Raw genomic sequence first — 17,916 nt, 5'->3', positions numbered from 1 at the left:
TTAAGCGGCTTTGCAAAATAGCACGCTGCGCTCCTCCGCCTCGACCTGTCCGCCGAGCCCGTCTCGAAGTACGTGCGATTTGAACGATTCATGACGCCGAGCGGCAGTCGCCCTTCGAAACGGTAGCTTTGCCACCTCGGGTAAAATCTTCGCTACTCGGCGTTGCCGGTGTTGAGCGCCTTAAAACCAGCGTCCGTTAGCCTGTAGAAACCTGGCATTGAGGCGTTTTCCAGCCAGTGGTTCGTCAAGATTTTTTCCAAAGCTGGTTTGAGGTCGCCGTCGCGAAAGCGTTTGAGGATCAGGCTCTCTTGCACGGGCGCCCAAATAAATGATTTTCCGGTCTTGATGCCGCGCGTACCGATTTCGGTCATGATCGCTTGGATCGTATCGTCTTCCGACGGCGGCGCGCCAAAGAATTTTACATATCCGGCCATCGTCATTTTGTAAGTGCCTTCAGAGGTGTTTTCGATCACACCATCTTCGCCCATCTGCTTCAAAACGGCGCGCAACTCGTCGTGGAGCGGATAGCGGATTTGCAGAGACGCGAATAAAAAGGTTTCCCCTTCTCGAAAGCCTCTGGCTTTGATGAAATGATTGATTGCCTCAACTGCCGTCGCCGCCATTTCGATACTCGCAATTCATGGCTTCATGGATTGCTTGCAATGGAATGGACGCTTGCGAAAATCAAGATTTTCGTACCCGAACTTGATCCTCCGACTTACCTCGTGCAGAACTCCGGTGCGAAGGTCCGCCTTGGCCGGAGCCCCTCACACAGGAGACAGTCCGCCCTCAAGCTCTTTCGTCATGACCGCTTGCGGCCATTTGGGCCATCAAACGGACGATAGCCGCTTCTCAAACGCAACGCGCACCCTGAACTAGCGTCAAGCCTAGCGAGAGTAATATCAGCAATGCGCTTTTGCCGCGCAAAGCTTGGTCGTTGTTGATGGAAATAGACAACACAGCGTGGCTCGATCGCCCGCGACGGCGCCGCCGCAGCCGGCGTCAGCCTCCGAAGATCACCCGACGGAAACGGCGCGCCGCCACGGCGAAATAGACCGCGCCGATGATGATCATCGCAACGAGCGGACGCCAGACGAGCGTGACGTCGGCGCCGCGGAACAGCACCGCCTGCGAAAAGGAGACGAAATGCGGCGTCGGGCTGATCGTCTGCATGACGTGCTGAAGCCAGACTGGCATGCTTTCCATCGGCGTGCTGCTACCGGAAAGCAATTGCGTCACCATCAGCACCGGCATGGCCAGCAATCCAAACTGGCCCATCGTCGTCGTCAGCGTTCCGAGCATAATGCCAAGCGCGGCCACGACAAGGGCGTAGATCGCCGCGCCGAGCAGGAACAGCAGCAGGGACCCCGCGATCGGCGAGCCGATCCACCAGTGCACGACGAATTGCAGAGAAAACATCGCCGCGACCAGGATGACAAGGCCATTGGCGATCATCTTCGCCAGCATAATCTCCGTCGGCACGACGGGCATGACCAGAAGATGCTCGACCGTGCCCTGCTCGCGCTCGCGGATCAGAGCGGCGCCGGTCAGGATGACGGTGAGAAGCGTGATCTGGTTGATGACCTGCGTCATCGCCGAGAACCAGGCAGTCTTCAGGTTCGGATTGAAAGCCGCACGCAAGACGAGATTGATTGGCATCGCCTTCGAGCCCTCCTTGCCGGAGATAAATCCCTGGATCTCGTTGGCGATCGCCGTCCTCAGATAGCTCGCTCCATTGCCGGCCTGAGCGACCGCCGTCGCATCCACATTGATCTGGATGCCGGTCTTGCGTTGGGCCCGGATATCGGCCTCGAAATTGGGCGGGATCTCGACGACGAAGAGGAGCTTGCCCTGATCCATCATCGGGTCGATCTCCGACGCCGTGATTTGCTCGGGCGGCTGGAAGGTCGGGCGCCGCAGCCCCTCGGCGATCTGCCGCGACAGATCCGATCCATCCTCGTCCACGACGCCGACCGAGAGATTGGTCGCTTCGGTCACCGCCCCGGTGGCGACCGTGTTGACCGAGATGCTGAACGCGTAAACGACGAGGATCAACATCGTCGGATCGGCCCGGATGCTGCGCAACTCCTTGATCACGAGGCGGAAGATGTTGACGACATGATCGGCGAAGGACAGCGGCTTCGATTCAGCGAGACGGGGCGTCGGGGGAGCCGGGAGCAACGTCATCTCACGCCTCCTGCTTTCGCAAGAGGCGGAGCGACAGGACGAGGAACGCGAGCGCGATGATTGTGATCGCAGCGACGTTGCGCCAAAGGTCGAGCATCCCGAGGCCCTTGGCGAACACGCCGACCGTGATTGGTTGATACCAGGCCGACGGGAAGGATAGCCCGAGGATCTTGGCGCCGCCGGACAGGGAAGAGACCGGAGCAAAAAGACCGGAGAAATTCACCGCCGGAACGATCGAAAGAATGGCCGTCGCGAAGACTGCCGCGACCTGGGTTCGCACGAAGGACGAAATGAGCTGGCCAAAGCCGGTCGTCGCAAAAACATAGACGAAGGTCCCGATCAGCAAAATGAGGAATGGCCCCTTGATCGGCACGCGAAAAACGAAGATCGCCATGAGAAACAGGACGACGAAATTCATCATCGCGACGGCGACATAAGGGAGCTGCTTACCGATCAGGAACTCGAATTTGGTGATCGGGGTCGAGCGGAAATTGGCTATCGAGCCGGTCTCCTTTTCGCGTACGACCGCGATTGCCGACATGATCGCCGGGATAAGGCACAACATCAGCATGAACACGCTCGGCACCATGGCGTTCACGCTGAGAAAGGCCTGATTGTAGCGGAACCTGGTTTCGATATTGTCGTCGCTCCAGGCGTTCGCTGTTCCGGGCCGGCGCGCCTCACGCTGAAGCTCCTCTCCCTGCTTCCTCACGACTCCATTGACGTAATTCTTCGCCGTCTCGCCGCGGAACGTCATGGCCCCGTCGACCGTCGCATCGACCTCCGGCCGCCGCCTGCTCAAGAGATCGCGGCCGAAGCCGGGCGGCACTTCGACCACGATCTGCGTGTTGCCGCCCCTGAGCCGCCGCTCCATCTCTTCGGCGGACGTAATCGGCGGCTGCATGGAGAAATAGCGCGAGCCCTCGAAGCCCTGAAGCAGTTCGCGGCTCTGCGGCGTGTCGTCTTGGTCGAAGGCGGCGGTCTGCAGGTTTTCGATGTCGAAGGAGATGCCGAAGCCGAAAGCAAACATGAGAATGATCGGACCGACAACGGCGAAGGCCATGCGAATCGGATCGCGCAGGAGTTCGACTGTTTCGCGACGTACATAGGCCCAGAGCCGCGCAAGATCGAAGCGCCTCGGCGGCGTAAGCGCCTCCGCCTCGACGGCTTCAGAACCGGCCGCCGAGGCCTCAATCTTTTTCGACCGATCGATCCCGGCCGCATCCGCGAGATATCCGACGAAACAATCCTCGAGTGAGTCGCTGCCGCGCTCCTCTACGAGCTCCAGCGGCGGCCCGACGGCGAGCACCTTGCCCGCGTGCATGAGCGAGATGCGGTCGCAGCGCTCGGCCTCGTTCATAAAGTGTGTTGTAATGAAAATCGTCACGCCGTCGTCACGCGAGAGATCAATCAGCGTGCGCCAGAACGAATCGCGTGCAATCGGGTCGACGCCTGATGTCGGTTCGTCGAGAATAAGAATGGCCGGTTCGTGCAGGACAGCGACGGCGAGCTGAAGCCTCTGCTTGATGCCGAGCGGCAGGCTGTCCGGCCGGGCGTTGACGACGTCCTTTAGATCGTAGCGCTCGAGGAGGTCCTTGATTCGTCCCGCAATCTTTTCTTTTGGTAAGTGATAGAGCTGTGCGTGCAGCTCCAGATTCTGTCCGACCGTGAGCTCGCCGTAGAGTGAGAAGGCCTGGGTCATGTAGCCGACATTGCGCCGGGCCTCCATGTCGCTTGACCCCATCGGCTGGCCAAACAGCTTCGCCCAGCCGCTGGTCGCGGGCAGGAACCCCGTCAGCATTTTCATTGTCGTCGATTTGCCGCAGCCGTTGGAGCCGAGAAAGCCGAAGATCTCGCCACGGGCAATCTTGAAGCTCACGTGATCGACCGCGATGAAGTCGCCGAACTGCCGCGTCAGGCCCTCCGCCTCGATCGCCGGAGTCTCGTCGGGCGAAGCCACGCGCGCACGAACGACGACCTTCTTGTGCAAAGCGCGTTTGGCCTCAGGCATCAGCGCAATGAACGCCTCGTCGAGATTAGGCTCGCCGGTCTTCGCGAGAAGCTCCTTCAACGCGCCGGTGGCGATGATTTTGCCGTCGTCCATCGCCATCAGCCAGTCGAAGCGCTCGGCTTCGTCCATATAGGCGGTCGCGACAACGACGCTCATTTGCGGGCGTCGCGCGCGGATGCTGTTGATGAGGTCCCAGAATTGACCGCGCGACAGCGGATCGACTCCAGTCGTCGGCTCGTCGAGGATGAGGAGATCCGGATCGTTGATGAGAGCGCAGCAAAGGCTGAGCTTCTGCTTCATACCGCCGGAAAGCTTGCCCGCCGGCCTGCCCTCGAACTTCTCCATGGCGGTCGCGGTAAGAAGTTCGGTGATGCGGGCTCGGCGCTCGTCTGCGCCCTGGCCGAAAAGACGGCCGAAGAAATCGATGTTCTCGAACACGCTCAGCGTTGGGTAGAGATTGCGGCCGAGCCCTTGCGGCATGTAGGCGATCCGGCCGCGGATCTCCCAGAGATGGGCTGGATCGGCGACGTCGCCGTCGAAAACGAGGATCTCGCCCTGCTGCATTTTTCGGACGCCTGCTATCAGCGCCAGCAGAGTTGATTTTCCGACTCCGTCCGGCCCGATGACCCCCACCATGATTCGCGCGGGAATGTCGATCGTGACCCCATCGAGCGCGACGGACGCGCCATAGCGGTGTGAAACGTTCGAGACCCGGGCGATAAATTCTTTGCTCATTTGTCGTCGACAGGTTTTCAGTCGGGCGCCTTGGCCTCGGGCGCCGCGGCATCAGGAGGCTTGGGATTAGACGCCTTGATCGCAGGAAGCTTGACCTGCAAATCTTTCGGCCAAGGCGTTGTCGGGTCAGTGCGGACAAAACCCAGGCCGCGCAGCCCCGTTTTCACCTTTGTGTGGTATTTCTGCAGGACCTGCGGATCGAGCTTCAGCTTGACTCGGAACATGAGCTTCGCGCGTTCGTCCTTGGTTTCGACAGTCTTCGGCGTGAATTGCGCGTCGGAGGCCACGAAACTCACGGACGCCGGAATGATATAATCCGGCGCCGCGTCGAGCACGATGCGCGCCTCGGCGCCAATTTCGAGCTTGCCCGCGACTTCGGCAGGCAGGAAAATGGTCATGTAGACGTCGGCAAGGTCGAGGATGGTCACGATCGGCGCGCCCGCGGCGACCACCTCGCCCGCGCGCGCGAGCTGATATTGCACCCGTCCGCTTCTGGGCGATGTGAGCGTGAGGTCTTGAATGATCGACTCGATCCGCTCGACCTCGGCTTCCGCGTTCTTGATCGAGGACCTGGCCTGATCGCGCTGCGACGTGAAGCTCTTCACCGCGGACTGGGCCGCATCATAATTGCGTTTGCGCTGCTCGAAGACCTGCTTTGTGATGGTCCCGGTCTTCATGAGTTCTTGTCCGCGCTGGTAGTCGGACTTGGCGAACTCGAGAGCGCTTTGTCGCGAAACAATCTCGGCTTCGGCGGCAATGAGCGCGTCCTTGGCGCGCTGCACATCGGATTGGGCCGCGCGCAACTGAGCTTCATATTCCGGCGAGAAGACCCTTGCGATGATTTGGCCTTGCGTAACGCTGGAGCCTTCCTCCACCGTCACCTCGGCCAAGCGGCCGGCATATTTGGATGAGACGTCGACTTGAGTGGCTTCGATCCTCCCATTCGTCTTGGCGATGCTTACGGGCAGCTTCTCGCCGCGCAACCGCGCGATCAGATTACGGAACGGGGTCTTCGCTCGCGCTGAGGACACGAACGCGTCGTCGCCCGATTGTCCGCCGTCGCCCGTCGGGGGAAGCACAACCCAAACGCCGATCAAAAAGGCGAGCCCTGCAGCGGCGGGACGACGAATGGTCAAGACGGGCCTCCTGCGTCGGTCGCGCTGACTTGGCGTCGCGCCGGAAACCGAAAATCCGGCCGACCGCTGTCCTCGTTTCGCCCGGCTGGCGAAGGCTGACCCTTCGAGCCGCAGCATCCGAGCCCACATCTACTTTACTAGGCACGCGCGCCTATGTTGTAAAGATCCAAGCGGAGCGAAACCGATGAACGCAACAAATGATCACAAAGAGCGTAGCGAGACATATGGCGAAGACGACCGGGCTCTTCAGGCCAAGCTGAGCAACAAAGTTTTCGAGCGGGAGCTTGCCCGTTTGCACGCGGAGCTTGTCAAGCTACAGATTTGGGTCGTGCATAAGGGCCTTAAGATATGCGTCCTGTTCGAAGGCCGAGACGGCGCCGGCAAGGGCGGAGTCATCAAGGCGATCACCGAGCGCGTGAGTCCTCGCGTCTTTCGTGTTGTCGCGCTGCCCGCGCCGACGGACCGAGAAAAGTCGCAGATGTATATGCAGCGCTACGTGCCGCATCTGCCCGCCGCGGGCGAGATCGTGATCTTCGATCGAAGCTGGTACAATCGCGCCGGCGTCGAGCGGATCATGGAGTTTTGCTCGATGGAAACGGTCAAGCGTTTCCTTGAGGTCGCGCCGGAAATGGAGAAGGCGATTGTCGACTCCGGCGTCATACTCATCAAATATTGGCTTGAAGTGAGCCCCGAAGAGCAGACGCGCCGCCTGGAGGGGCGCATCAACGACCCGCGCAAGATCTGGAAACTATCGCCGATGGATCTGAAATCCTATGAGCGCTGGTATGATTATTCCCGCGCCCGCGACGATATGTTCCAAGCGACGGACACGCCATGGGCGCCTTGGCAGGTCGCGCGGTCGGACGACAAGAAGCGCGCGCGGCTCAATATCATCACGCATCTGCTTTCGCAGATCCCCTACAAAGACCTGCCTCGAGACAAGCCGAAGCTGCCAAAGCGGAAGAAGCCTCACGGCTACGAAGAGTCGAACTATCCCTATAAGCTCGTGCCGGAGTTGGAATGGTCATCCACATGAAATATCGCCGAAGAGATTGCTGCCCAACCGAAGTTGGGGATGTGCGCCAAAGAAAAGCGAGCATGTGAGGAATGTTGTGGGGACTCAGCCGTGCGGGATACCGCTGGCGGCTTCAAACGCATTCACGCTCCACAGCGCCGAAGGCAGCCGAGTTATCGCTTTCCCTGCCGGGCTCCCACAAAGTAGTCGAGTTGCTTCGGACCGTCCCGCATGAGAGGACAATCCCACGCTTGAGCAAAATTTCCTCGACCAAACGCAGGCCGAACAGAAAACCGAAGCACACAAACTGAAGCACAGCCACATAGCGCGGGCGACGAACTGGCTGGAAAACGATGAGGCTTGTAGCTAGTAGGAGGCGGCGGCTCGCCCGACCGACTATCCATCTAATTGCTCACAGCTAATTACTATGATGAATCCGTATCCCTACAGCCAGATTCCCTCAACGGTACGTGTTCGCCTGTCCTTTTCGCGATGAAACGCGACGAAGCGGACATGCAAACCAAACTGGAACCAACCATTGGAACAGGCGTTCGAAGTTAATGAGGTGCTTTTGTCCGGCTATCACAGGACCCAACGAGTAGCCTCATAGGAGGTGTGTTATGGATATTAAAAGAATTACAATCATATCCGGAACCGCCCTATTCGCGTTCACCGCCACCGCTTCGGCCGGTCCTATGAGCGTATCGAGCTCGACTGTTATAGCGCCGCCAACACAGATCGAACAAGCCCACTATTTCTATCGGCATCACTATAGGCACTACGGCTGGCGCCATGGCTGGAGGCACTATGGGTGGAGGCACCATGGCTGGCGCCATTACGGCTGGCGCCGTGGCTTGGCCTCGCCCTACTATGCTTACGGCTACCCTTATACTTATGGATATGGCGCCGGGTTAGCTGGCCTCGCGACCGCGCCTCTGATGACAGGCCGAAGCGTCGCGGTCTCCCCCACGGCGGACTCCGGAAATTATTGCGCGACGCCAGTGAAGACGTGCTTGCTCTATGAGCCGGGCTGGCTTGGGACCGGTTGCTCCTGCAAGGTCTACGGCGGCTATGCGCGGGGAATTGTTGAGTAGCGCTTAGCGAGGGCGAAGAATTCAAAAGCTTCGACAAGACTGCGGCGGAGACAAGACCCGGGCGCAGTCTTTCTTAAATGCGCCCCACAGGCATAATCTATCGCGCATTGCCGTTGATGAATGCCTTGAACGGAGGAAATTGCGATGAGGACGATGACGGTTCATGGATTTGCTGCCGCGGCATTAGGTGCGGCGCTAGCAGTAGGGCTCGGCGCCCACGCTCAAGCGGCTGCTCCGGCGAACTATTCGCGAGCCTGCACGGAAATTGTTGCGTCCAACGGCTTCGTTGCATCCAACGCCTTCGTGGAGAAAGCGCTTTACGCCCGTCGAGTGGTGCGCCGCACCGCGCGCCGGACAGCCCGTCGCCACAGCTACTGATCCGCGAAGATGATGGCCGCCGAGCGCGGCGGGTTTACAATGAGCGTAGAGTGAATCAAGTGGCTGCGGGCGAGGGCCGGCAGCCACCCTAGAATATTTAGCTTCATCGATGACGCCCTTTGGTGAGCCGGAGGTATCGGGGCAAAGGCGCGACATATTTTCGCCAAAAGCCGGGGTAGCGCATGGGGGCGGGTGCTTTGCGCTTATAAGGAAAACAGGCTTCGCCAAGGACACAGGGCGCCATGAGGCGAATTTTCGACTTTGTGAAAACGACGGTGGCCGGCGGAGCTATCTTCTTGCTCCCCTTCGCTGCGGTTTTCCTTATTATCGTCAAGGCGGGCAAGATGGCTATCGATTCCGCGACGCCACTCGCGGAAAGGCTGCCAATTTCAAAAGGCGAGGCGGTCCTCGCCGTTTATGTGGTCGGGAGTTTTTTGCTCGTGCTGGTGGCCTTCACCGCTGGGCTTTTCGTGCGTTCTTTCAAAATTGATAAGGACGCGGCATCTTTCCTTGAAGACAAGGTCCTAAACAAACTGCCTCCCTACGTCGCCCTTCGTAAATACACTGATCGCTTGGCGGGGTTGGAGGCAAGGACGAAGGAAGACCTCAAGCCGGTCCTGCTGCGCATGAACAATGGATGGCAGGTTGGCTTCCTTACCGACTCGTTCAATGATGGCCAAGCTGTCGTCTTTATGCCTGGCGTGCCTGACCCTTCGTCGGGAGTGGTGCAGATTGTCAGCGTCGACCATATCACCCCTCTCAATATTTCTTACCGAGACGCGCTGACCTGCCTCGAGCAGTCAGGGCGCGGCCTTTCGAAGCTCTTGGCGACATCTTCTTTTCACAAGAAGGCTCTGAACGCCGACGCAGCCCCCCTGGGCGATTAGCGATCGGCCCTGAATTCGGCGGCGACCCAAGTAAGTTAGACCATGTCAATGCCGGTGCGATTTTGTGCGGTTCGGCGGACGAGGCGGAATAGGTAGCCGTCGCTGTGAATATGGCGATCATCGCGCGGTGGGCGTAGTCCATCGCAGATAAGGCATTTGTGGCGGCGGTATGTAATGTGGATACGGCGTCCAACGCTGAGCGGTGGGTCGCTATAGTGTATGCTGCCGCTACTACAGGGCGTCTGGTATGGGACAGGTCGGCGCTTCTGGCGCGGCCGATCGCTGGCCGAGCGCGCGCATGTTGGCGAGTGGCTCTTATTCCAGGGAGCATAAAATTGAATTCGGTGATGATGACCACTTTCGCGGGAACGTTAAATAGACTTGAATATTACCCTAAATTGGCTCGGGCACTGCGTTGAACGATCGGCGCGGTGACAAAGATAAATTTTGAGCGCCAAGACGATGAACGCGACCGAACGCGGCGACATGCAGTGCGCAATCATTGCGACAGCGGAGCGTTTGTTCCGCGAAATCGGCTTTCAGAAGACGACGATTGCTGACATCTCAGTCGATTTGCGTATGTCATCGGCCAATGTCTATCGATTCTTCGCGGTGAAAGGCGAGATCGAGGCAGCAGTGTGCCTCCGGCTTTTCGGCGAGATCGAAGCCGCCGCCATCAGAATCGCGAGATCCCCCGCATCGGCAAGCGAGAAGTTGCGCGATGTAATAACTGCGATCGTGCAGATGAACGCTCTGCGTTTTCAATCCGGCCGGAGGCTGCACGAATTAATTGAAACTGCCCACTGTGAAAATTGGCCGATCGCGTGAGGGCACGCCGATAATATGGACAAGATTCTGGCGCAAATTATCGCGCAGGGCATGGCGGCCGGCGAGTTTCGGGGCGGCGACGCGGAGCTCGCGGTGATCCTCGTCCGCAGTGCCTGTATCCGCCACTTTCATCCGCGGTTCATGGTGGAATGCGCGCAGGATCCTGAGCCAACCACCGATCAAATGATCGATTTTTGCCTTGCCGCGCTCGCGTAAAGGCACGATGCCGACCTTGAAGGCGATCGGGGAAATTTGAACGGGCAATAGCGCCTAGCGGCCGCGTCGTTGTGGAACCTTTACGAAGATAGCGAATTAAACGGAGTCCAAAGCAAATAAAGGACGCCTCCAACCGGACCAGTCCGATGACAACAATGACCCTCAAGAAACTCATCCAGGAGATGCACGCCTATAACAGAACCGTGGCGCAGGCTAGCGAATGCGACGCTTGGCAGGATTTCGTCGCCGATTGCTTCAGCCGCTATGAAGTGGGGCCTTGGGACGATGTGGCCCAGGATGTCCAGGCCGTTGAAGGTTTCGTCGATTATTGGCTCGATGTCCCCAAAGGCGCGAACTACGATTATGACGCGAGAACGGGCGCACGTCAGGAAGAAGCTGAATCCTCAACCGTAGAGGAGTTCATCGCCGCGTTTCAAAGTGCCTGCGTCGAGTTCGCCGCCGAGAAGCGCTGATTGATTGTCGTCGAGGCCAACATCGCGGGCCGCAGCCATGGCTTCATCGGAGAGCGAGGCGACTCTGGCGGCGCGATGCGCCTCGTCTTTGTCAATTCCTAGTTCGCGGGAAGCAGCGCGAACTCCGTTTGCTCGACGGCCGCCTTGAGGTTTCGTCGCAAGTTGCGACGAAACTATATCGGTAAGCCTCACCCGTTCCGCGATTTGCTCTGACCGCTCGGGCGTCGCCAGTTCCGCCCGTGAAACCCATGGCTAAAAAGGTGAAGCCATCCGCGCCATCTCGACATGAGAGGTGCTTTCTCCCATTAAGTCTTTGAGTTTAAACGGCTGAAAATTGAGCCGGATGGACTCCTTTGAGCATTCAAGATTTTGAATTGCTTGGAGCACGGCAAAAAAGCCCCCGGCGCGCGGCACACGCCAGGGGCATTATGCTTCAACAACCAAGCGAGAATTTTTTCGCCATGGGACATCTGGGCGACGGACGCGCTCCCGATTTTTTTCTTCACAAGCGCGTGATCATCGCAAGCTGGCTGGTCGCGCCGTCCCTGCGCCCGATGCTCGCGCCAATTCGGCCGCACGGTCATAGGCTCAGCATTGAGAGCGCGTGAGATGCCCTCGAGATCGTAGCCGGAACCATTCGTGCCCTCTCCAGTTAGTGAGACGGTACGTCGGGAGGTAGCCATGCTCACGCTCTTAATTGGTATCCTAGTTATTGTCGTGATCGGCGCGATCTTGTTTTGGGTCATCGATAGGTTCTGTCCCGAAGCGCGGCTAGGACAGCTTCTCAAGCTGCTTGTGGTGCTGATCTGTTTGGGAGCGATATTGAACCGGTTAGCTCCGCTGCTAGGGTATTCGCCGCTTTTGTGACGGCCTGCCGTCAGGATTGAACTCGACGGCCGGGGCCGCGCATGTTGCTGAGTGAAAAGGCAGGGCCGAGATAGTGGGGAACGGCTGGAAGTTATAATCCAGGCGGGAGATTTCAGCCACTCACCTGACCTCTAGGCAAAACTACTGACACTGGCGGGTGCATTGCCCTATTTGCATTCTTCGCTGTCGAATTGGGGCGTCCGCTAACGGCTTATTGGACGTCCGATAAAAGGGGGAGAACAAATGCTTGAAACTATAGCACTTATCCTCATTGTCCTCTGGTTGCTCGGGTTGGTCTCTTCGTACACAATGGGTGGGTTTATACATATTCTCTTGGTTATAGCGGTCATCGTGATTGTGCTGCGCCTTATTCAAGGCCGCGGCTTGTAGCGACAACAAAAACCCCTGGCGCGCGGCACACGCCAGGGGAAACGCCATATTGGCCAAGCAAGAGGACCCTTGGCCTAACCGGTTTAGCGGCCAAACCTTGCGCGTGACTTGAGTACACTCGCCAGACACGCGCCCCATAATTCAGGATGCGCTTTAATGAGGCGATGCCCTTGCATCAGATCATTCCTAACGACGACATCACAGAAATCCGTTTATATTCCCACTGGAACGCGCGCGTTCCAAGCATCGGTGCGATGCACATTGGCCACCGTTCCAACGTCCAAGGCCCGGAGTAATGACGCACCAAGACAGGGTAGGCGAAACCTGCCCGTTTGTAAGTTTTGGAAGCGGCCGCCCTCGTTTCAACTTCTTCGGTAGACAATGAGGCGTCAATTTCCCGGTGATAGGCTGATTTGTCAGCGCTAAGCTGCCCGTCGCGGAATCTGAAGTTGCCGAGGATTGAATTGCAGATCACGACTTCCGAATGGACGGCGAATCGCCGCCAGAGATCAAAATCCCCGGCAAGTCGGAAGTGGCGATTGAGCCCATTAGCGGCGGTCCACAAGCGCATACGCCAGAATGTGCCTTCCTGCTGAATGAATTTTTGCGCAAAACGGCCATCGAATATTCCGGCTGCTACCGCTTTTTGGGGGAAGGGCGTCAACGGCGCGATATCCAGGATTTCGCCGTTCTCGTTGATCACTGTTGGACGGCCGGTCACCCATTTTACGTCCGGGTACCGGCTGAAAATCTCATAAATCGTGGCTAAAGAACCTGCTTCTAAGCGATCATCCGCATTGATCCAGGTCATCACATCGGCATCGCCACAGGCGGCGAACCCGTTGCTGATTCCATCGTAGAGGCCTTTGTCGGGTGCGCTCGAATAAGTGAAGTCAATTCCCGCGCATCCTATCGGGAAACCGCTGTCAATTCGATGCTTCCAGGTCGCCAGCAGATCCAGAGTGCCATCCTTTGATCCGCCATCTTGAATATGATAACGGATCGAAAAGGGTCCGGTCTGGCTGACCACGCTCAAGATTGTCTGGTCGATAAATTTTCGTCCGTTCAGGACGGGGGTCGTTATTGAAAAACGCACTGAAATTCGCTCGCAAAGGTTTGAATTGGCGGGAAGCATTGTCGCCGGCTGGGCATAAGTTGAACGTAACCATCGTTTCCGCCAACAGGACCATTATTAATGAAAAGGGAATACACCGTCCATATGCCCGATCGCCCGCCTATTGCCAGCGAGGTGATGACCAGTAAATCCTCGGCGCTTTTCGGGAAATTTTGCGATGTCGCCGCCGGCAAGATTGCCGCGCTGATCAAGAACGTGCGCCCGGCCATTTTGAGCGTCAGCCAATGCGGTCAAGACGTATTCGTAATCGACAAAGTCTTTCACAGAAAAAGAGACGGGTTTTTCTTGGAGATCGGCGGCGGCGACGGGAAATATCTTTCCAACACTCTTATTCTCGAGGCTGATTTCAGATGGCGAGGCATTCTTGCGGAGCCTACGGGAGCTTTCGAAGCCATGGTCCGGAATCGTCCCCATGCCATCTGCGATCGGGTGGCGATCGCCGGAACACGCAAGACAGTTCGGCTTTTCGAAATCATGGACAAGGGCCAAGCACTTCTTAACCCCGATGTCGCGGGCGCAAACACGCTGTTGTCAGTCATCGACGAGGCGAAAGCGGAGCAACCAAGCGACGGAATACCAGACTGGGCGACGATAACAAATAGCTATCTTGTTGAAACAATAACGCTTGACGATTTATTGACCAAACATAACGCTCCCCCGATCGTCGATTATTTTAGTCTCGATGTGGAAGGCTCTGAATATGATATTTTGGAAAACTTTCCGTTCAACAAGTGGAGGTTCAATTGCATTAACGTTGAAAGACCCTCAATGGAGTTAAACAAATTATTGCTAGATAATGAATATATCTTGCTGAAAAGGGATGTTCTCGACTGGTTCTACTTGCATCGTGATTTTTTAATAGAGCGGCTGGAAATTTAACTTCAGATATAGGGCGACTATCCTGTGAAAAGCGGGCGGGTTGATGGCCGGACAGCTTCATCGCGGCGAAGCTTGATGCTAGCCGGCCTCGCATTTGCGCTCTTGTTGGCGTTCGCCTTTTAATCTCGAGTCCGGAACGTGGACCAACACTGCCGATTCGACAACGAAAGATCTATCGGGCTAAGTTGAACCGATAGGTCATCGTCCTCGGTCTAGGGCTAGCCGGGAACAACGCTGCCTGTGCCATTCCGGTTATTAAACGGCGGCGAATCGCGCCTCTAATCGCGCCGTCCTCGAATCGGCGGGTGTCGAGTTCATCGCGGAGAACGGCGGCGGCGCGGGCGTAAGGCTGAGGAAAGGCGTGAATTAATCGATGCGGCTATTTCTTTTGGCCGCCGACAATGCGTTGGCCCGTATCGCGCGCGACTTGATAGATGACATAAACCGCTCGCGCCGCCAGGGCGGCGACTAAGGCCGCGCCTGCAAACCCTGCCGCTATCGTACCGGCTGCTTTTTGAATTCCCTTCATTGCCGAGCTCCAACCCTTGTTGGTGATGCTGAGAATTTAGCGCAATTGACGCAATTGGATATTTGCACCGGCTTCGCTCGAAAAGATCCTGTCGACCGATCGATAATGGCGAAAGCGGATCTCCACTTTGAGCCGACCAATTGCACGGATGTCATATCGCTCTTGTCGCCCACTCCACGCTGGTGGCAGATCGGCAATCGCTTCAGAAACTTTCTCGACGTCAGGAGGTTAGATCCTTCCCACTAGACGAATTATCACGCCTGCAGCGAAAATCGAGGGAAAACTGAAAAACCATATGTTGGCCGCCACTCGGCAATGTCCGTGCGCAGGGAAACTGCATGTGAGATCGTTAAGGTTGAGGACGTTTAGCGTAAAAATTCATTTTCCTACGAGGAATGCGCCGATGTCGCCATCGTCAAGCGGACAGATGGCGTCCGCCGAGACGCAAGGTCGGAACCGAATATGACGAGCGACGACGCGGGGTCTTCTTATGTCTGATGCGTGGTGAAGGCGTTTCCGGACGCGGACTTGGTTTTGGCTCCGGCGCCGACGCCCATGGCCTTTTGGACCATGAGCAGACTGACGGCCAAGACGGGCAAGCCTCTGGTGATCATCGAAATAAAGCCGTCGGACGTAGCTTCCACAAGGCCATGCTGCAGAGAAGCGAAGATAAAAATGCTGGTCGGAAGCGGCAGTCTAAGACTCGAAATCCGTCCGCTGACCAAGACAATCGGCAAAAGGAAAATAAAAGGGTAGGCGACAAATCCAATTATACCCCAAGAGACTAGGCCCTCCATAGGAAGGCCGAATATCAGGAAGGAGATTTGGCCGATATGCCCTATGTCCATATGCCAGTTGAGCCAGTCGCCCATGCCATAGAGCGATGAGGTCTTTTCAAATCCGAGGAAGCCAGGGGCATTATTGCCTAGCGCATGGGTGATGTCCTCCATCCCGATCGGATTTCGCGATTTGGCGGGATAAGCGATCGAGTCGAGCAAGGCGATGAAGGAAAGGCGATTCAGAACGTTTGAATTGTTCTGGTAATAGTCGTAGAGGGAGTCGCTCTTGATGTCGGCGATAGAGGAGTTTTCCACTGTCTCCGAAATGAGATCGAAGTAGCCGGGCTCGGTGATTGCTCTAACAACCGTGTCCTTGGCGAGCATCATGAATTGGACTTTGTCCATGCCTTCCCGTTGCGTCCTGAGGTACAGAGTAATAGGGGTCATGAAGCTCATGAAGAAAGCCGCGAAAGCCAAGCCCAGCACGATATGCCGAAGCCGCAGCGCGCGATAGATAAAGGCTGTCGCGATGACGCCAATCAGGCTGCTGAGAAAAAATTCTCTCCTGTTGAAGGCGAGCGCCATCATGAGCACGAAAAGAGCCATGGCGGCCAAGGGAAGGCCGAGAAAGCTGCGTCCCTCGGATTTCTTGATGCCATGGATCGCTTCTGCGATCAGTCCGAGATAGAGGAGGTCCCCGATCGAGGCGGCCAGCGGAAAAATGGCGCCGGAACTGGTCTCGCCGACGCCTTGCATGCCGACGCCAGCGACGATCTCGGCCGGGGCGCCGATGGCGAAGCAAACAAGCGCCAAACGGCGCAAGCTTGGAAGATCCATTGAAAAATCGAACAGAACCTTGCTGGCGTCCAAAGCTCGGGCGATCAAAAGCAACGCGGTAATAACGCACATTAAAAGCGCGGTGAGGCCGAAGGCCGTGTAGGCGTCGAATAAATGCGATTCGAGCGTTTGTCCCAGAAACGTCTTCGCGATCAGCGCCACGCCGACATAGCGCAAGCTGAACATGATCCCGATCATCGAATAAAGATCGCGGCCATAGAGGTGCAGGGGAAGCAGGGGAGCGGCGATCGAGATAGCGCAGAGCGCCATGATCAGTGGATCGGTCCCCAATGCGAGCTGGACCACGCCAAACACGAAAATCGCAGCGAGGGGAATCCCGATCGGCACTTTCGTGTCGGTCAAATCGATTCGGTCGACGGCGCTGCTTGCCATTGAATTTCCTCGTCCGTTCAAATCCATTGTTCGTCCGAGCGTCGCCCCAGCAGCGATGCTCCTCCGAAAAAAAACCGCCTCGCCCCGCCCGGCGACAGCGTCATCGCGCTTCGACTACCAGCCTCGTTCCTTGATCGCTGCTGCAAGATAGCGTGCGATCGCGCGGTTTCCGCTCTCGTTCGGGTGAAGTCCGTCGCGCCGAAGAGCGCGAGGAACAACCCCATTCGCGACATCCGCCTGATCGCCTGGATCGGCGGGCAGATTGAGGTCCTGCAAGGCCCGGCTCACGAGATAGCCGCGGATATCTATGTAATTGTTCCCATATCTCTGCGCCAAGGTTTGGCTCAGCTGCATTTTCAAGCGGAACATCGGGGAGCCGTCGATTTCCCTTTCGGAATTGAGCGCGCCTATGACGAGAAACGGCTTCTTTCCGCGCACATAGGGCGCAAGGATCGCGTCCGTATCCGCCAGGACTTGAGCCAAGGCCGGCATGTTATTCTGACCGGCCCAAAGAATAAGCACGCAATCTCGGGCGTCGCGCGTGTCCGGAATAAAATCGCTGTTCGGAGGCGCCTCGGAGTCGCTTTCCATCGGAGCAGGCCAGAATAAATAGCTATCGGCGGCGTCGCGAGTCAACTTGCCGGGCCTGCCGGCGAGCGCGCCCGCGATCTCGTCGGACTTGGCGGAGCTCGAGATCACGCGCGGCGCGATCGTCGTCACTGTCGAGGGGCCGGTGGCCGAAATGCGGCCGCCGGCGATGGTGGCGTGTGTCTTTATGGCGCCGGCGCGCGCGGCGATTTGAGTGGAGGTCTGCGCGCCGAAGCCGCCTCCGACGACGCGCCTGTCAGGGAGTATTTTCGCGAGCTCAACCTGGTATCCCAAAGTCAAGCTGTCGCCGAGCGCCCAAATGCAGGCGCCGCCGCTGGACGGAGCGGCGGGCGAGGGCGCCGCGCCGCCGGAAAAGGCCGCGATGAGAACGAAGCTCGAAAGCCTCAAGCTTGATATTAGGCCTCGGCCGAAATCCATGGTTGTTTCCTATGTCCGCGCAGAGAGAAACATTGCAACGCCGATCCTCGCCCGCAGCGCCGATGGCCGCAGGCCGATCTCGCAGCGCCGCCCGGCCCGTTTCAGGGCGGCCGGAGCGAAA

The 17,916-nt window shown here is 57.7% G+C and carries 16 protein-coding genes; 9 read left to right on the top strand and 7 right to left on the bottom strand.

Annotated features, from left to right (window positions below; translation table 11 throughout):
• Positions 1 to 152 precede the first annotated feature (152 nt).
• The 4 genes from METAC_RS0107420 to METAC_RS22755 all read right to left on the bottom strand — a co-directional run bounded on the left by METAC_RS0107420 (position 153) and on the right by METAC_RS22755 (position 6,069).
• A complete protein-coding gene (locus METAC_RS0107420; RefSeq protein WP_026606535.1) occupies positions 153 to 623 on the bottom strand; it encodes a hypothetical protein in 471 nt (156 codons plus the stop codon).
• A 379-nt stretch (positions 624 to 1,002) separates the two neighbouring features.
• Complete coding sequence (locus tag METAC_RS0107415) at positions 1,003 to 2,187, bottom strand: ABC transporter permease (protein ID WP_026606534.1); 1,185 nt, start codon at positions 2,185 to 2,187, stop codon at positions 1,003 to 1,005.
• A 1-nt stretch (position 2,188) separates the two neighbouring features.
• Complete coding sequence (gene rbbA, locus METAC_RS0107410; RefSeq protein ID WP_026606533.1) at positions 2,189 to 4,933, bottom strand: ribosome-associated ATPase/putative transporter RbbA; 2,745 nt, start codon at positions 4,931 to 4,933, stop codon at positions 2,189 to 2,191.
• Positions 4,934 to 4,950: 17 nt separating this feature from the next.
• Positions 4,951 to 6,069: an HlyD family secretion protein gene (locus METAC_RS22755; protein ID WP_245257442.1), complete on the bottom strand. Its 1,119-nt coding sequence runs from the start codon at positions 6,067 to 6,069 to the stop codon at positions 4,951 to 4,953.
• A 184-nt stretch (positions 6,070 to 6,253) separates the two neighbouring features.
• Between METAC_RS22755 and ppk2 the strand changes: the two genes are divergently transcribed.
• The 8 genes from ppk2 to METAC_RS26375 all read left to right on the top strand — a co-directional run bounded on the left by ppk2 (position 6,254) and on the right by METAC_RS26375 (position 12,217).
• Positions 6,254 to 7,105, top strand: a complete 852-nt coding sequence (gene ppk2, locus METAC_RS0107400) for a polyphosphate kinase 2 (protein ID WP_026606532.1) — start codon at positions 6,254 to 6,256, stop codon at positions 7,103 to 7,105.
• Positions 7,106 to 7,938: 833 nt separating this feature from the next.
• A complete protein-coding gene (locus METAC_RS26380) occupies positions 7,939 to 8,178 on the top strand; it encodes a hypothetical protein (protein WP_026606531.1) in 240 nt (79 codons plus the stop codon).
• A gap of 620 nt (positions 8,179 to 8,798) precedes the next feature.
• Complete coding sequence (locus METAC_RS0107390; protein ID WP_026606530.1) at positions 8,799 to 9,443, top strand: DUF502 domain-containing protein; 645 nt, start codon at positions 8,799 to 8,801, stop codon at positions 9,441 to 9,443.
• Positions 9,444 to 9,890: 447 nt separating this feature from the next.
• Complete coding sequence (locus tag METAC_RS27045) at positions 9,891 to 10,271, top strand: TetR/AcrR family transcriptional regulator (RefSeq protein ID WP_245257441.1); 381 nt, start codon at positions 9,891 to 9,893, stop codon at positions 10,269 to 10,271.
• 15 nt (positions 10,272 to 10,286) lie between these two features.
• A complete protein-coding gene (locus tag METAC_RS27040) occupies positions 10,287 to 10,487 on the top strand; it encodes a hypothetical protein (RefSeq protein WP_245257440.1) in 201 nt (66 codons plus the stop codon).
• Positions 10,488 to 10,642: 155 nt separating this feature from the next.
• The gene (locus METAC_RS0107380; RefSeq protein ID WP_026606529.1) at positions 10,643 to 10,960 is read left to right on the top strand and encodes a hypothetical protein; all 318 of its coding nucleotides are present in this window, start codon (positions 10,643 to 10,645) and stop codon (positions 10,958 to 10,960) included.
• Positions 10,961 to 11,641: 681 nt separating this feature from the next.
• Positions 11,642 to 11,827, top strand: a complete 186-nt coding sequence (locus tag METAC_RS0107365; protein WP_026606527.1) for a hypothetical protein — start codon at positions 11,642 to 11,644, stop codon at positions 11,825 to 11,827.
• A 243-nt stretch (positions 11,828 to 12,070) separates the two neighbouring features.
• Positions 12,071 to 12,217: a lmo0937 family membrane protein gene (locus METAC_RS26375; RefSeq protein ID WP_156898135.1), complete on the top strand. Its 147-nt coding sequence runs from the start codon at positions 12,071 to 12,073 to the stop codon at positions 12,215 to 12,217.
• Positions 12,218 to 12,392: 175 nt separating this feature from the next.
• Here METAC_RS26375 and METAC_RS22745 read toward each other — a convergent pair whose 3' ends face one another.
• Positions 12,393 to 13,352: a glycosyltransferase gene (locus METAC_RS22745; RefSeq protein ID WP_051335442.1), complete on the bottom strand. Its 960-nt coding sequence runs from the start codon at positions 13,350 to 13,352 to the stop codon at positions 12,393 to 12,395.
• A gap of 60 nt (positions 13,353 to 13,412) precedes the next feature.
• Between METAC_RS22745 and METAC_RS0107350 the strand changes: the two genes are divergently transcribed.
• A complete protein-coding gene (locus tag METAC_RS0107350) occupies positions 13,413 to 14,231 on the top strand; it encodes an FkbM family methyltransferase (protein WP_026606526.1) in 819 nt (272 codons plus the stop codon).
• A gap of 1,017 nt (positions 14,232 to 15,248) precedes the next feature.
• On the opposite strand, the gene METAC_RS0107335 is transcribed toward METAC_RS0107350, so the two are convergent.
• Positions 15,249 to 16,769 (bottom strand): hypothetical protein, encoded by a 1,521-nt coding sequence (locus tag METAC_RS0107335; RefSeq protein ID WP_026606525.1) that lies wholly within the window; start codon positions 16,767 to 16,769, stop codon positions 15,249 to 15,251.
• A gap of 114 nt (positions 16,770 to 16,883) precedes the next feature.
• Positions 16,884 to 17,795 (bottom strand): SGNH/GDSL hydrolase family protein, encoded by a 912-nt coding sequence (locus METAC_RS0107330; RefSeq protein WP_036255374.1) that lies wholly within the window; start codon positions 17,793 to 17,795, stop codon positions 16,884 to 16,886.
• Positions 17,796 to 17,916 lie beyond the last annotated feature (121 nt).

This window comes from Methylocapsa acidiphila B2, assembly GCF_000427445.1.
GTDB classification, from domain to species: domain Bacteria; phylum Pseudomonadota; class Alphaproteobacteria; order Rhizobiales; family Beijerinckiaceae; genus Methylocapsa; species Methylocapsa acidiphila.
Note: the sequence above shows the minus strand (reverse complement) of the source record. Positions and strands in the feature narration are given on the sequence as shown.